Origin of the sequence: Saccharothrix variisporea (assembly GCF_003634995.1) — a bacterium.
Taxonomy (GTDB): domain Bacteria; phylum Actinomycetota; class Actinomycetes; order Mycobacteriales; family Pseudonocardiaceae; genus Actinosynnema; species Actinosynnema variisporeum.
Window position 1 is genome coordinate 8,314,461 of sequence record NZ_RBXR01000001.1, and the last position, 13,732, is coordinate 8,328,192.

Consider the following 13,732-nt stretch of genomic DNA (forward strand, 5'->3'; position numbering starts at 1 on the left):
CCCGCTCCGAGGCTGGTCACCACCTCGTGACGCGAACCGAACGGAGCCACGCAGATGTCCCGCTTCCGCAGACCGGTGGTGGCCGCCCTCGCGGCCGTCACCGCCGCCGCCCTCCCGGCCATCGCACCGCCGGGCGCCTCGGCCGAGACCTACCTCCAGGAGGCCCGCATCGCCGTGCTGCACGGCGACGTGCTGCGGGTCAAGGAAGGCGGGATGGACGCCGACTGGGAGGACCAGGAGTCCGGTGTCCAGCGCTTCCAGCTCGACGGCAACCGCGTCGCGGTCCTCAAGACCGACGGCTCGCTGCTGGTGAAGGAGGGTGACCTCGGCCCCGGCTGGTACACCGTGGACACCGACTCCGTCACCGACTTCCAGCTCCGCGACGGGCGCATCGCCTACGCCGAGGGCCAGGACCTCTACATCACCGAGGGCGACCTGGGCGGCGAGGTGGTGCACCAGGACGCGGTCGTGGCGAAGTTCCAGATCGAGGGCGACCGCGTCGGCGTGCTGACCCCCGACGGCGCGCTGCTGGTCAAGGAAGGCGACCTCGGCCCCGGCTGGGTCACCATCAGCGACAACGACGTCACCGACTTCCAGTTGGAGAACGACCGCATCGCCTACACCGAGGGCGACCACCTGTGGGCGCAGGAGGGCGAGCTGGACGCGCCGTCGATCGACCAGGAGACCGGCGTGCGCGGGTTCCAGCTGGAGGGCGACCGCGTCGGCGTGCTCAAGGACGACGGCTCGCTGCTGGTCAAGGGCGGTGACCTGGAGCCCGGGTGGGCGACGATCAGCACCGGGGTCACCGACTTCGAGCTCGACGCGGACCGGATCGGCTACGTCGAGAACGGCGACCTGTGGGCCCAGGAGGGTGGGCTGGACGCGGCCTCGTACGTCCAGGAGGAGGACATCGCCGCGTTCGACCTCGACGGCGACCGCGTCGCGGTGATCAAGGACGGCGCCCTGCTGGTGAAGGAGGGCGACCTGGGTCCCGGCTGGTACGAGGCCGAGTCCGACTCGGCGACCGGCGTCCAACTGCTCGCGCCGATCAAGTCCGGCCGGCACGTCACCCTCGCCGACCTCCAGGAGATCTACGGGTACATCGGCTACCCGGACGTCGTCGAGGCGGGCCTGGACAGCCTCAACCAGGCCATGGACGACGGCGACATCACCACGCCGGCCCGCATGGCGGCGTTCATCGCCACCCTCCGCGCGGAGAGCGGCCTGCGCTACGACCGCGGAGAGGTCGACCAGTCGCTCGGGCGATGGCGCGGACGCGGGTTCATCCAGATCAGCAACGACTTCAACTACCAGTACATCACCAACTACTTCGGCTACGACTTCATGGCCGACCCGGACGCCGCCGCGACCCTGGAGTACAGCGCGCCGATCGCCCGGTGGTACTGGACGGTGGCCCGGCCCCGGATGAACGAGTGGGCCGACAACCTCGACATGGGCGCCGTCGACGGCGGCATCGGCTACTACTACAGCCCCGCCGAGGACGCCCGGCGCTGCGACTACTTCAAGGCCGCCCTCCGCTACTTCAACGGCGGCGAACTCCCCGACGCCGACATCAACTGCGTCCGCCACTGACCCCTGGGGGATGACCATGACCAAAACGACCATGACCAGATTGCTGCTCGCCCTGGCGATGGTGCTCGGCGCCATCGGGCTCGACCTGGCCGCCGTGCCGACCGCATCCGCCGCGCCGGCGTGCGGCGTGCTCGCCGACGGCGCGGCGCAGGAGGCGCAGGACGCCGTGGCCCGCGCGTGCGACCAGATCGGCACCCCGTACTCCTGGGGTGGCGGCCACGCCGGGCAACCCGGCCCGAGCTACGGGCTGTGCGACCCGGCCAACGGCGCCCCGAACGACTGCCACGTCCTCGGTCTCGACTGCTCCGGTTTCGTCCGCTACGCGTACTACCTGGCCGTGGACCAGGACATCATGAACGGGATCACCACGACCCAGTGGCAGTCCTCGCGCGTGGTGGACCGGTTCACCGCCGCCGAGGGCTACGACCCGCTGCTGCCGGGTGACCTGCTGTTCTACGGCAGCAACCTGCACCACGTGGCGATGTACTTGGGGGGCGGCTACATCGTGGAGGCCCCGTACTCGGGCGCCTCGGTCCGGGTGGCCCCGACGAGCACCCACTCCGACTACTACGGCGCGATCCGCCTGTACCACGGCGGCACGTCCAGCCGGCCCGTGCCCGGCGCGCACCGGATCGCGTACTCCGAGGGTGGCGACCTGTGGGCCAAGGACGGCGAGCTGGGCGCCGAGGCGGAGTTCCAGGAGTCCGACGTCAAGGAGTTCCAGCTGGAGGACGAGCGCGTCGGCGTCCTCACCGACGCGGGAGCCCTCCTGGTGAAGGACGGCGACCTCGGACCGGGCTGGCACACCGTGGACGCCGACTCCGTGACCGCCTTCGAGCTCGACGGCGACCGGATCGCCTACGCCGAGGGCGAGGACCTGTACGTCACCGAGGGCGAACTGGGGTCGGAAGCGGTGTTGCAGGACGCGCCGGCGGCCAAGTTCCAGATCGAGGGCGACCGCGTGGGCGTGCTCACCCCGGACGGCACCCTGAAGGTCAAGGCCGGCGACCTCGGCCCCGGCTGGACCGACATCGCCACCGGCGTGACCAGCTTCCAACTGCACGGCACCCGCATCGCCTACACCGAGGGCGGCGACCTGTGGGCGCAGGAGGGCGACCTGGACGAGCCGTCGGAGTTCCAGGAGCACGACGTGGTCGAGTACCAGCTCTCCGGCGACCGGCTGGCCGCACGCACGTCGTCGGGCGCACTGCTGGTGAAGGAAGGCGACCTGGGCCCCGGCTGGTACACCGTGAACACCGACTCGGTGACGTCCTTCCAGCTCGACGGCATGCGCATCGCCTTCACCGAGGGCGGCGACCTGTGGGTGCGCGAGGGTGACCTGGACGCGCCGCAGCAGCTGCTCACCGGCGGCGTTACCCGCTTCCAGATCGACGGCGACCGCGTCGCGGTCCTGCTGGGCGACGACCTGGAGGTCAAGGAGGGCGCGTTGCAGGCCGACTGGTTCCCGGTCGACCCGGACTCGGTGACCGACTTCCAGATCGGCGCCGACCGGAACCGACCGGTGCGGGTGTAGTCGAAGTCCCCGGTGCGGGCGCCCCCGGCGCCCGCACCGCTACGCGCGTGGAAGGACCTGTCCATGAGGAGAACTGCGCTCGCGGTCGCACTGGTGGCGGCGGCGGTCGTCGTGCCGGCGCCCGCGCAGGCGGCCGAGCCGCCGGAGATCTGGCCCGCGCCCCAGCGGATCGAACGGGTTGGCGCGGACGTCGAGTTGCCGGCGGAGGTGCTCGTGGTGGCCGACGCCGACACGGACGAGTCGACCAGGAGGGTGGTGGTCGACGCGTTGCACGACGGCGGTGTCGGTGATGTCGTGGTGGTCGACCACGGCGGCGAGGAGACCGCGTCGCTGGTCGTGCGGGTGGGGTTGGCGAGCGGCGACAACGTTCGGTCGGCGAGCGTCGCCGTGCCGTCCGACCTGCCTGCCGAGGGTTACTTCGCGTCCGTCGTCCCGGGCGAGGTCGTGTTGGGTGGCGCGGACGGTGACGGCACGTACCACGCGGCGCAGACGTTGTGGGAGTTGATGTTGCCCGGCCGCATCCCGTCGGTCCGGATCACCGACTACCCGTCGAACCGGGTGCGCGGGGTGGTCGAGGGCGCTTATGGTCCACAGTGGACGCACGCGGAGGAGCTGGACCAGATCGAGTTCGCCGGGCGGGTGAAGTTCAACTCGTTCGTCTACGCGCCCAAGGACGACCCGTACCACCGGGACCAGTGGCGCACCCCGTACCCGGCGGCGCGGCTCGCGGAGCTGGCGGAGTCGGCGCGCAGCGCGGCCGACCACCACGTGCGGTTCACCTACGCCCTCGCGCCGGGACTGTCCATCTGCTACTCCGGCTCGGCCGACTGGACGGCGTTGACGGCCAAGCTGCGGTCCCTGTACGACGTGGGCGTGCGGTCGTTCTCCGTCCCGTTGGACGACATCGACTACGACAAGTGGAACTGCGCCGCCGACCAGCAGCGCTACGGGACGCCGAACGCCGAGCACGCCGCGCGGGCGCAGGTGGAGCTGCTCAACCGGGTGCAGCGGGAGTTCCTGGCACCCCTGCCGGGGGTCGCGCCCTTGCAGACGGTGCCGACGGAGTACTGGGACACCGAGGACTCCCCGTACAAGAGCACGATTCGCGCGGGCCTGGACAGCCGCGTGGTGCTGATGTGGACCGGCGTGGGCGTCACGCCGACGTCCATCGAGGTGTTCGAGGCCGCCGACGCCGAGGCCGTGTGGGGGCGCAAACCGCTGGTCTGGGACAACTACCCGGTCAACGACTACCCGGAGGCCACCGGCCGGCTGCTGCTGGGCCCCTGCGCCGAGCGCAAGCCCGGGATCTCCGCGCACCTGACCGGCATCACCGCCAACCCGATGAACTTCGCGCACGCCAGCAAGGTCGTGCTGTTCGGGGTCGCGGACTTCACCTGGAACGAGGCCGCCTACGACCCGGTCCGCAACGCCCGCCAGTACGCCCAGTGGCTCGGCGGCGGCGACCCCGACACCGTCGCGGCGCTGCTGGCGTTCTTCGACCTCAACCACCTCGCGCCCGTCACCGGCGAGGACACCACGTGGCAGGACCAGGCGCCGGTGCTGGCCGAACGCCTGGACCGGTTCCGCCGCGACTGGGCCGCGGGCGGCGGGCACGACGCGGTCGACGCGCTGTGGGACTACGCGTGGCTGCTGTACCAGGCGCCGGAGCGCATCCGGGCGATCACGGTGGACGAGGGCTTCGCCCGGGACGCCGACGCCTGGCTCGACGCCACCCGGCTGTGGTCGGACTCGCTGCTGGTGACGTTGAACGCGCTGGCCGCGCGGGTCGACGGCGACGAGGACGGGGCCCGGCGCTGGTTCGACGAGGCCGCCGACCTGGCGGCGCAGGCGGCGGCGGTGCAGTCGCCCGAGGGCGAGACCTACCTGGAGGGGCCGGTCCTGGTCGGCGACGGCGTGCTGGACGTCTTCCTCCGCGAGGCGCCCGACCTCTGGCCGTGACCCGGAGCCCGGCGGGGGACTGGGTGCCCCCGCCGGTGCCGCCGGGCTCAGCCGAAGCCGCGGCTGTCCTGCTTCAGGGCCGTGTCCACGGTCAGTGCCGACGCCACGACCAGGCTCAGCAATGGGTCGGGCAGGGGGCGGTGGATTTGGAGGACGTAGTTGTCGGCCGTGGTGAACATGGTCTTCGCCAGGCCCTCCCACGTCTTGGTGATGCGGGCGACCTCGCCGCCGGTGTGGTCGGTGATGGAGAAGTTCCACGCGCGCCAGTTCTCCGCCTGGATGCCGCCGATGCGCTGACCGCCGACCTCGAAGGCGAACCGGATCTTGCCGATGGCGTTCTCCTGGCGGATCTCGCCGAGGGGTGCCCCGTCGCCGCGCTCCACGACCATCCGGGACTTCACGATCTTGGCGGGGCGGGTCAGGCGCAGCACCACGCGGCCGTGGGCGTCGCGGACCTCGAACTTGTGCGTGAAGAACTGGTCGTAGCTGCCCAGGAACCGCACGGCCTTCTTCAACGCGCTCTGCCCGACCTGCACCACCGCGCCCAGCTGGCGGCCGTGCTGGTCGTAGACGGCGTACTCGTTGGACAGCTCGATCAGCTTCACCCGCTGGTTGACCACCAGCACCGGCTCGGTGAACAGCGTCCCGCCGCCCTGCCCGACCTGGCCGACGCCGGCCTGGCGCTGCTGCTCGCGGATGCGGTTGGGGTCGTGCGCGCCGTCCAGCGCCACCTCCCACGGGCTGGCGTCGTCGGCCTGGCGGGTCTGCGGGGTCCACTGGTTGCCGTCCCAGTAGCGCACCACCGGGGAGCCGGGCCGCTCCGGGTACCAGCCGGGTTGAGGGTTGGTCATGCCGGCACTGTAGCCGCGAAACGCCCCCGACCGGCCCCGATCGGGGCAGAAGGAGCCTCGACCGCGCGGGAACGGCCCGGGACCCGGGGGAGGGGTCCCGGGCCGCCGCGCGGGTCGGGTCAGGCCGTGCAGGGGACGCCGTTGAGCGTGAACGTCCGCGGGGCCACGTTCGGACCCTGGTACGCCCCGACGAACCCGGCCGTCGCCGACGCGCCCGGCGCGAGCTTGCCCGCACCGTCGACCCGGACGGTGGTGCCGCTCTGGGTCCAGGTGGCGTTCCACCCGCTGCTGACCTGCTGCCACGTCGTCGGCCAGGTGTAGGTCAGCGACCAGCCGTCCAGCACCTCCGTCCCCGTGTTGGTGACGGTCACCTCGGCGACGTAGCCGTTGCCCCAGTTCGTCGTCTCCCGGAACTGCACCTTGCACGAGGACGACGTGGGCGCGCCGGTGGTGAAGGTCAGCGGCGGTGAGGACCAGGACACGCGGCCGGCGCTGTCGCGGGCGATCAGGTTGACCGTGTAGTCCGTGCCGGGCACGAGGTTGTAGGCGGTGAACGTCGTGCCGGTCGTCTCGCCCCACTGCGAGCCGGTCGTCCCGTCGTGCCGGTGCACCTCGTACTTCACGCCGGCGGGCGGTGGGGGCCAGGTCAGGGTCGCGGTGCGGTCGGTCGCCGCGGACAGCGCCGGGCGCGGCGGCGCGGCCGGGCCGGTGGTGGCGCCGGACGGGCGCAGGACCAGGGTGGTGATCGAGTACGGCGGCAGGGTGGCGGTGCCGGACGTCCCGGTCGTGGTGGTGATGCCGCTGTCGCCGTTGGTGAAGGTCAGGACCTGGGCGTCGCCGGCGGGGGAGTAGCCCGCGTAGCGCAGGGACACCGTGCGCGCGGCGGCCGGGTCCTGGTTGACCAGCATGACCGACAGGCCGCCGTCGGTGCGGCGGGCGGCGTGCGCGCGGACCAGCGGGTCGGACGCCGAGGCGGCCACGAGCTGGTCGCCGGGCCGCACGAACCGGGACGCCATCGACAGGCCGTGGTAGGGCGCGAACGGCGTGTTCAACGCGGGCTGGCACACGTCACCGACGCAGCCGGCGCTGGACAGCAGGCCGAAGTCGTCGAAGTCGGTGTGCCCGGCCACTTCCGTGACCTTCCCGGGTCCGTTGTGGACGTTCCACCAGTCCACTGTGAACACACCGGCGGCCAGCAGGGTGGCGTAGGAGTCCGCCGCGAACAGCGCGCCGGGCTGGGTGTTGCGGCCGTAGGAGGTGTTGACCTCGGTCATGGCGATCGCGAGCTCCTTGCCCGCGTACTGGCGGGACTGCTCGCGCACCAGGCGCATCGCCAGCGCGATCTGGTCGGTCTTGGCGGTCACCTGCGCGTCGGAGGTGCCGCCCGGGTACCAGTGCACGATCCCGAAGTCGACGAACGGCCCGGCGGTGGACAGCACGACCTGGTTCCACGACCCGGCGTCCCCGGCGGCGGTGATGGCGTCGGGCCACTCGCCCGGGGTGGTGAGCACCGCGCCGACCTGGATGGTCGGGTCCACGGCCTTCATGGCCTGCGCGTACTCCTTGACCAGCGCCGCGTACTGGGCCGGGCTCTTGTCCGGGTGGTCGTCGGCCTCCCAGTTGGCGCCGTAGTGGCCGTTGCCGTAGTTCTCGTTGCCGATCTCCCAGTACTTGACGCCGTAGCCCTTCTCGACGTTGGCGTAGCGGACCCACTCGGCGGCTTCGGCGGGCGTGCCGGTGCCGTAGTTGGCGGTGACGATGGGCTGCCCGCCCGCGCGCCGCACGCCCGCCATGAAGGTGTCGAAGTCGGTGTTGGGGGCGACGTACCCGCCGGGCGCGGTGTGGTCGCGCCAGTGGTAGATGTCGGAGTAGGACCCCCCGGGGTAGCGCATGGCGCGGACGCCGGCGTCCTTGAGCAGGTCGGCCACCGCGTTGGTGCCCAGCTGCGGGTCCCAGATGGCGTGGTTGACGCCGATCGCGGCGTCGTGGACGGTCTCCAGCCCGGCGCGGGCGTTGACCGTGACGGTGACGGCGGTGTCGGCTCCGGCGCTCGGGACGGCGGTGCCGAGCGCGGCGAGCAAGCCGGCCGCCGCGACCAGGGCGGTGCGAGTGGGTCTCATCGGGGTCCTCGTCGACGCAGATGGCTGGGAGCGCTCCCAGACTGGGGGCCGCCGTGATCGTTGTCAATCAGGCCGAAGGACGCACCGCCAGGTGGGCCAGGACGGCGGCGTGGTTGGACAGTCCTTCGGTCATGAGCGCGAGCACCGGGCACCATCCTGACCCGCGTCGGACCGTCGATCTCGCACGTGCGTGCCCGCCCAGCCCCAGGACTTGGCGTGGCATCCGCTTGACCGCAAGCCACGGCCTGACCGATAGTGGTGCGCACGGAGGGGAGTACCCGCCCGGCCCGTGATCGTCATGTCGACCGCTCCGCAGCGGTTCGGTCACGGCACCACCCACGGGTGGTCGGGGAGACCTCCGGTTCCGAGGAGCCGGAGGGGATCCATGGGATCGCGTGACGACGTCCACTGGCGGCAACTCGCGCCGCTGCCGCTCGACATCACCATGAGGACCGCGTCCCTGGTGGCCCTCCTCGCGATCTCGACGGTGCTGGTGGCTCTGGAGATCGTCCTCTGGGACGGTGTCCGCGGCGTGGCCTTCATCCTCGTGTGGGTGGCAGTGGTGTTCCGCGGCCGGCGCGTCGGCCTGTGCATCAGCGAGATCGGTCTGCGGGACCGGTCGTTGTTGCGGACCAGGACCTTCGCCTGGCACGAGATCGCCGGGGTCGAGGTCCGCCCGGAGGGGTTCTTCATCGCCGGCGGCTCCCTGTGGGTCGTGCCCCACCACAGCGTCCCGGTCAGGACTTCCCTGTTCTACCAACACCTCCGCCTGGCGCGGTGGTACCGCAACGAGGCCGATGTCGTCGCGGCGATGCACGAGATCCAGTACGCGCTGGCGTGGAGCCGCAACCGGGGCGTCTGATCACCGCACGGTCAGGTGCGGGGACAGCGCGTCGAGGAAGTCGGGAGCGTCGAAGACCGCACCCGCCGACACGACCCCCGTCGCCTTGGTGCGCCCGGTCAGGATGCGCTCGACCGCCTCCACCGCCAGCGGCGCGCTGATGGCGTAGATGTCCTGTCCGGTCGCGGTAATCCGGCGTTCCGCGCCGCCCGAGCGCACGAGCACGTCCACCACGAAGGTCTGCGCGGACCGGCCCCGGTCGTCCACGGCGGTCGGGGACGTCCCGCCGGCGAGGTCGGCTGCCGCGTTGGCGGACATGTAAGTGTGGACCTCGGGAACGTCCACATGGGACGGAATCGTGACCACGTCGGCCATGGTGAACTCGGCGATGACCTCCCGCGGCCCCAGCGGTGCGGGGAAGGGCCATCGCTGGGTCGACAGGGCGTCGTCGTGGTACTCCAGCCGTCCCCCGGTGAAGCGGACCCGCCGGCCACCCCGGCGCTGCCCCGACACCACGCCCGACTGGACCGTGCCCGTGGTGGGGTGCCAACTGCTCAGCCCGTAGGCGATGTGCACCTCGTCCGCGGACGTCCAGTCACCCATCACCGTGGTCACCAACAGGTCGCCGAGCCCGCCGTAGAACGCCATCGCCGGCACCACCACACCGGTGTGGCCCGCGAACCGCGTGAACGTGTCGACGTTCGCCTCGATCTCCGCCGCCACGTCCACGTACGGGATGCCCGCGCGCAACGCCGCCTCGACCACCGGTCCGGCCGTCGCAGCGAAGGGTCCCGCGCAGTTGATCACCGCCTCCGCGCCCGCCAACGCGCGGTCGAGTGAGGCCGGGTCGTCCACGGAGGCCTGCCGCGCCTCCGAAGCGCCCAACGCCCGCAGCTTGTCCAGGTCGCGGCCCAGCAGCAGCGGGACGTGCCCGCGCTCCCGCAACTCCGCGACCACGAACCACCCGGTGTGCCCGTAAGCCCCGAAGACCGCCACGTTCCGACCCATTGCGCCCGCTCCCGGCATCTCGAAGAAGTGATCTACGGGCAATCCTGTCCGCGCACGTCGTCCGTGCCCAGTGTCCGAAACGACACGACCCGTACAATTTCCGACATGCGTTCAGTCGCGGTCGCCGCCACCGACGGCATGCTCCACTTCGAACTGGCCCTGGCCTACGAGGTCTTCGGCAACCCACCCGCCGCCGTGACCACCCCGTGGTACGACGTCGCCGTCTACGGCACCCACCCCGTCCGCGTGGGCCGCTTCCGACTGGACCCCGACCACGCCCTCGACCGCCTGGTCGACGCCGACACCGTCCTCGTCCCCGCCCTGGCCGACGTGGACGCCGACCCGCCCGCCGACCTGGTCGAAGCCGTCCGCGCCGCCCACGAGTCCGGGGCGCGGGTGGTGTCCCTGTGCACGGGCGTGTTCGTGCTGGCCGCCGCCGGCCTCCTGGACGGCCTCCGCGCCACCACCCACTGGGCCCACACCGACCAGTTGGCCGCGCGCTACCCGCGCGTGACGGTCGACCCGGACGTCCTCTACGTGGACAACGGCCGCGTGCTCACCTCCGCCGGCAAAGCCGCCGCGATGGACCTGTGCCTGCACCTGGTCCGCCGGGACCACGGCTCGGTCGTGGCCAACGTCGTCGCCCGCCGCCTGGTCGTGCCACCCCACCGGGCAGGCGGCCAGGCCCAGTACGTCACCACCCCCGTGCCCCCGCAGGACGACCACCCGCTGGCCGACCTCCTCCCGTGGGTCATGCAACGCCTGGACCAGCCCCTCACCGTCGAAGACCTGGCCCGCCGGGCGAACCTCAGCTCCCGCCACCTGACCCGCCACTTCCACGACGTCACCGGCACCACACCGCTGCAATGGCTCCAGACCCAACGCATCCGCCGCGCGCAGGAGCTGCTGGAAACCACCGACGACAGCATCGAGCAGATCGCCACCGCCGCCGGCATGGGCACCGCCACCACCCTGCGCCGCCACTTCCACCGCACGGTCGGCGTCCCCCCGGACACCTACCGCCGCACCTTCAGGCCCTGACCCGAATCAGGTCGCGGGCGGCGACGGCGAGCGGCACTATGTGGGGACATGACCTTGTCCCACTACGTCGATGTGGTCCAGCGCGCCTGTCCCGGTGTCGATCTCGCGGACGTCAGCGTGCACAGCGGCCAGTTCCACGACGTGCTGATCACCCACGATCGGGTGTTCCGGTTCCCCAAGACGGCCGCCGCGGCGGCCGAGTTGCCCGCACGGGCGGCGGTGTTGACCGCGATCGACGCGGCGGACCTCGGCGTGGGGGTGCCGGTGCCGCTGTCGGAGGTTGGCCCGGAGGGGTTCCTCGTGCTGAGCCGGCTGCACGGCACCCCGCTGGAGCGCGCCGACGCCACCTCGCCGGACGTGGTCGACGTCGTGGCCGCCGAGTTCGCCCGGGTGCTGCGGGCGCTGGCGGCGGCCGACGTCGAGAAGGTGGGGCGCGTGGTGCCGTTCGCCGACCCCGGGCGGTGGGCGGAGTTCGCCGGGCGCGTCCGGACGACCCTGTTCCCGCTCATGTCGGCGGACGGGCGGGCGCGGGCCGAGCGGGAGCTGGCGGCGGCCGTGGGGTTGGACCACGTCGCCACCGGGTTGGTGCACGGCGATCTGGGCGGCGAGAACGTGTTGTGGCAGCAGGTGGAGGAGCTGCCCCAGCTGACCGGGATCGTGGACTGGGACGAGGCCAAGGTGGGCGACCCCGCCGAGGACCTGGCGGCGGTGGGCGCCAGCTACGGCACCGCGCTGCTGGAACGGGTCGTGGCGCTGCTCGGGGCGGAGGACGCCTGGCCGCGCATCCGGGCCTACCAGGGGACGTTCGCGCTCCAGCAGGCCCTGGCGGGGGCCGAGGACGGGGACGACGAGGAGTTGGACGACGGCCTGACCGGCTACCGCTGACAACCGTCAGCTTCACCTCGAGGTCCGGCTGATCAGGGCCGCCAGCGCGGTCGGGCTCGGGTGGTCGAACACGTCCCGGAAGGTCAGCTCCACCCGGTAGCTGCGTTGGATGCGGGTCAGCAGCCGGGTCGCGACGACCGAGTCGCCGCCCTGGTCGAAGAAGTCGTCGTCGGCCGCGCACGGCGTGCCGAGGACTTCGCTGAACACCACCGCGAGCTGCCCGGCCAGACCGTCGCCCGGCTCGACGTCGGACCGCGCAAACCGCTCGACCAAGGCCGCCTGGTCGATCTTGCCCGTGGTGAGCAGCGGCATGCTCGGCACGGATACCAGGCGGTGCGGCAGCAGCGCGGGCGACAGCCGGGTGCGCAGCGCCGCGGCGACCGTCGCGGGCGTGGCGTCGGCGTCGCCGGGGACGAACGCGCCGACCAGCAGGACGCCGTCGGACGCGTTGTCCACCGCGAACGCCGCCGCCGCGGTGACCCCGGGACACGCCATGAGCGCGCGTTCGACCTCGGCCGGCTCGACCCGCACCCCGCGCACCTTGACCTGCCGGTCCGCCCGGCCCACGAACGCCAGCGCGCCGTCGTCGGCCACCCGCACCAGGTCGCCGGTGCGGAACCACCGCCCGCGCTCGTCGGGGAGGAACCGCTCGGCGGTCGCCGCGGGCCGGTCCCGGTAGCCCCACGCGAGGGAGGGGCCGCCGACGTGCAGCTCGAACAGGCCGTCACCGACCGGTTCCAGGTGCTGGCGGACGTGCGGCAGCGGGTGCCCGATCGGCACCGCGCCCCCGTCCGGCGGCAGCAGGCCGCCGAGGTCGGCCGCGTGGGTCACCATGACGGTCTCGGTCTGCCCGTAGGTGTTGAGCAGGCGGACGTTCGGCGCGCGCTCGGCCCACACCCGCACCTGCCGCGCCCGCACCTCCTCACCACCCACGACGACCAGCCGCAGGCACTCAGGCAGCGCCGCACCCGTGGTCTCCAGGTAGTCGACCACCTGGTTCCAGAACGCGGTGGGAAGGTCCACAACGGACACCTCACGCCGTTCGACCGCACGCAGCAGGGCCGGGACCGACCCGGAGGTGGCCTCGCGGTCGAGGACCAGGCCCGCGCCGGACAGCAGCGTCGAGTACAGCTCCTCGCCGCTGGTGTCCCACACCAGGGACGCCCAGCTCAGGAACCGGTCGTCCGGCCGGATGCCGCACCGCCGCGCCAGGGACGGGGCGGCGTGCTCGATGGACCGGTGGGGCACCATGACCGCCTTCGCCGTGCCCGTGGACCCGGACGTGAACATCACGTACGCCAAGTCCTCAGGATCGGGCAACCCGCCCACGGAACCCGATGCCGAGCCGAACGGGATGGATCGCAAGCCCAGGTCCGGCAACGCCGCCAGCGCCTCGGCCCGCCCGGTCGCCCACCGCGTGCCCGCCGTCCGCACGACGTGCCGCAACCGGTCCACCGGGTCGCTCGCGTCCACCGGCACGTACGCCGCCCCGGCCCGCAGCACGCCCAGCATCGACGTGATGCCCTGCCACGTCCGGTCCGCGGGCACCACGACCCGGTCCCCGCGCCGCACGCCCGCCGCCCGCAACGCGCCCGCCACACCGGTCAGCTCACGCCACAACCGGCCGTAGGACACCGTCTCCTCGTCCAGCAACGCCGGCGCGTCGGGCCGCGCGCCGGCCAGCCGTTCGAGGCGGTGCAGGGCGGTCACACCGCCTCCGCTCGGCGGCGGACGCTGAGCGGGCGCATGTCGGTCCACACGGTCTCGATGTGCGCCAGGCACTGCTCCTTGTCGCCCGAGGTGCCCTCGGCGCGCCACCCGGCGGGCAGCGGCCGGTCGGCCGGCCACACCGAGTACTGCTCCTCGTGGTTGACGACCACCAGGTACGTGTCCACGTCTT

Annotated in this window: 11 protein-coding genes; 6 read left to right on the top strand and 5 right to left on the bottom strand. The window is 72.4% G+C overall.

Annotated features, from left to right (window positions below; translation table 11 throughout):
* Positions 1–54 precede the first annotated feature (54 nt).
* From DFJ66_RS43170 to DFJ66_RS37935, 3 genes are all read left to right on the top strand, one after another.
* Positions 55–1,593, top strand: coding sequence for a hypothetical protein (locus DFJ66_RS43170; RefSeq protein ID WP_170199917.1), 1,539 nt, complete (start codon positions 55–57; stop codon positions 1,591–1,593).
* A 31-nt stretch (positions 1,594–1,624) separates the two neighbouring features.
* Positions 1,625–3,127: a C40 family peptidase gene (locus DFJ66_RS43175; RefSeq protein WP_170199919.1), complete on the top strand. Its 1,503-nt coding sequence runs from the start codon at positions 1,625–1,627 to the stop codon at positions 3,125–3,127.
* Between the two features lie 63 nt (positions 3,128–3,190).
* A complete protein-coding gene (locus tag DFJ66_RS37935) occupies positions 3,191–5,086 on the top strand; it encodes a glycoside hydrolase family 84 protein (protein WP_121228810.1) in 1,896 nt (631 codons plus the stop codon).
* 47 nt (positions 5,087–5,133) lie between these two features.
* Here the strand turns inward: DFJ66_RS37935 and DFJ66_RS37940 are convergent, their stop codons facing one another.
* The gene (locus DFJ66_RS37940; RefSeq protein ID WP_121228813.1) at positions 5,134–5,937 is read right to left on the bottom strand and encodes an LURP-one-related family protein; all 804 of its coding nucleotides are present in this window, start codon (positions 5,935–5,937) and stop codon (positions 5,134–5,136) included.
* A gap of 119 nt (positions 5,938–6,056) precedes the next feature.
* Positions 6,057–8,057 carry a cellulose binding domain-containing protein gene (locus tag DFJ66_RS37945; protein WP_121228822.1) on the bottom strand — a complete coding sequence of 667 codons (2,001 nt, stop codon included), beginning with the start codon at positions 8,055–8,057 and terminating at the stop codon, positions 6,057–6,059.
* A gap of 385 nt (positions 8,058–8,442) precedes the next feature.
* Here DFJ66_RS37945 and DFJ66_RS37950 point away from each other — a divergent pair, with 385 nt between their 5' ends.
* Positions 8,443–8,919: a hypothetical protein gene (locus DFJ66_RS37950; RefSeq protein ID WP_121228824.1), complete on the top strand. Its 477-nt coding sequence runs from the start codon at positions 8,443–8,445 to the stop codon at positions 8,917–8,919.
* Here the strand turns inward: DFJ66_RS37950 and DFJ66_RS37955 are convergent, their stop codons facing one another.
* Positions 8,920–9,906: a saccharopine dehydrogenase NADP-binding domain-containing protein gene (locus DFJ66_RS37955; protein WP_121228826.1), complete on the bottom strand. Its 987-nt coding sequence runs from the start codon at positions 9,904–9,906 to the stop codon at positions 8,920–8,922. It abuts the gene before it with no gap.
* Positions 9,907–10,011: 105 nt separating this feature from the next.
* Between DFJ66_RS37955 and DFJ66_RS37960 the strand changes: the two genes are divergently transcribed.
* Both DFJ66_RS37960 and cph read left to right on the top strand, forming a co-directional pair.
* The gene (locus DFJ66_RS37960; protein WP_121228828.1) at positions 10,012–10,947 is read left to right on the top strand and encodes a helix-turn-helix domain-containing protein; all 936 of its coding nucleotides are present in this window, start codon (positions 10,012–10,014) and stop codon (positions 10,945–10,947) included.
* 48 nt (positions 10,948–10,995) lie between these two features.
* Complete coding sequence (cph, locus tag DFJ66_RS37965) at positions 10,996–11,832, top strand: capreomycin phosphotransferase (RefSeq protein ID WP_121228831.1); 837 nt, start codon at positions 10,996–10,998, stop codon at positions 11,830–11,832.
* A gap of 12 nt (positions 11,833–11,844) precedes the next feature.
* Here cph and DFJ66_RS37970 read toward each other — a convergent pair whose 3' ends face one another.
* Together DFJ66_RS37970 and DFJ66_RS37975 are read right to left on the bottom strand one after the other, a co-directional pair.
* A complete protein-coding gene (locus tag DFJ66_RS37970; RefSeq protein WP_170199921.1) occupies positions 11,845–13,542 on the bottom strand; it encodes a non-ribosomal peptide synthetase in 1,698 nt (565 codons plus the stop codon).
* Positions 13,539–13,727: an MbtH family protein gene (locus DFJ66_RS37975; RefSeq protein ID WP_121228839.1), complete on the bottom strand. Its 189-nt coding sequence runs from the start codon at positions 13,725–13,727 to the stop codon at positions 13,539–13,541. Before DFJ66_RS37975 ends, DFJ66_RS37970 begins: the two co-directional genes overlap by 4 nt.
* Between the last annotated feature and the right edge of the window lie 5 nt (positions 13,728–13,732).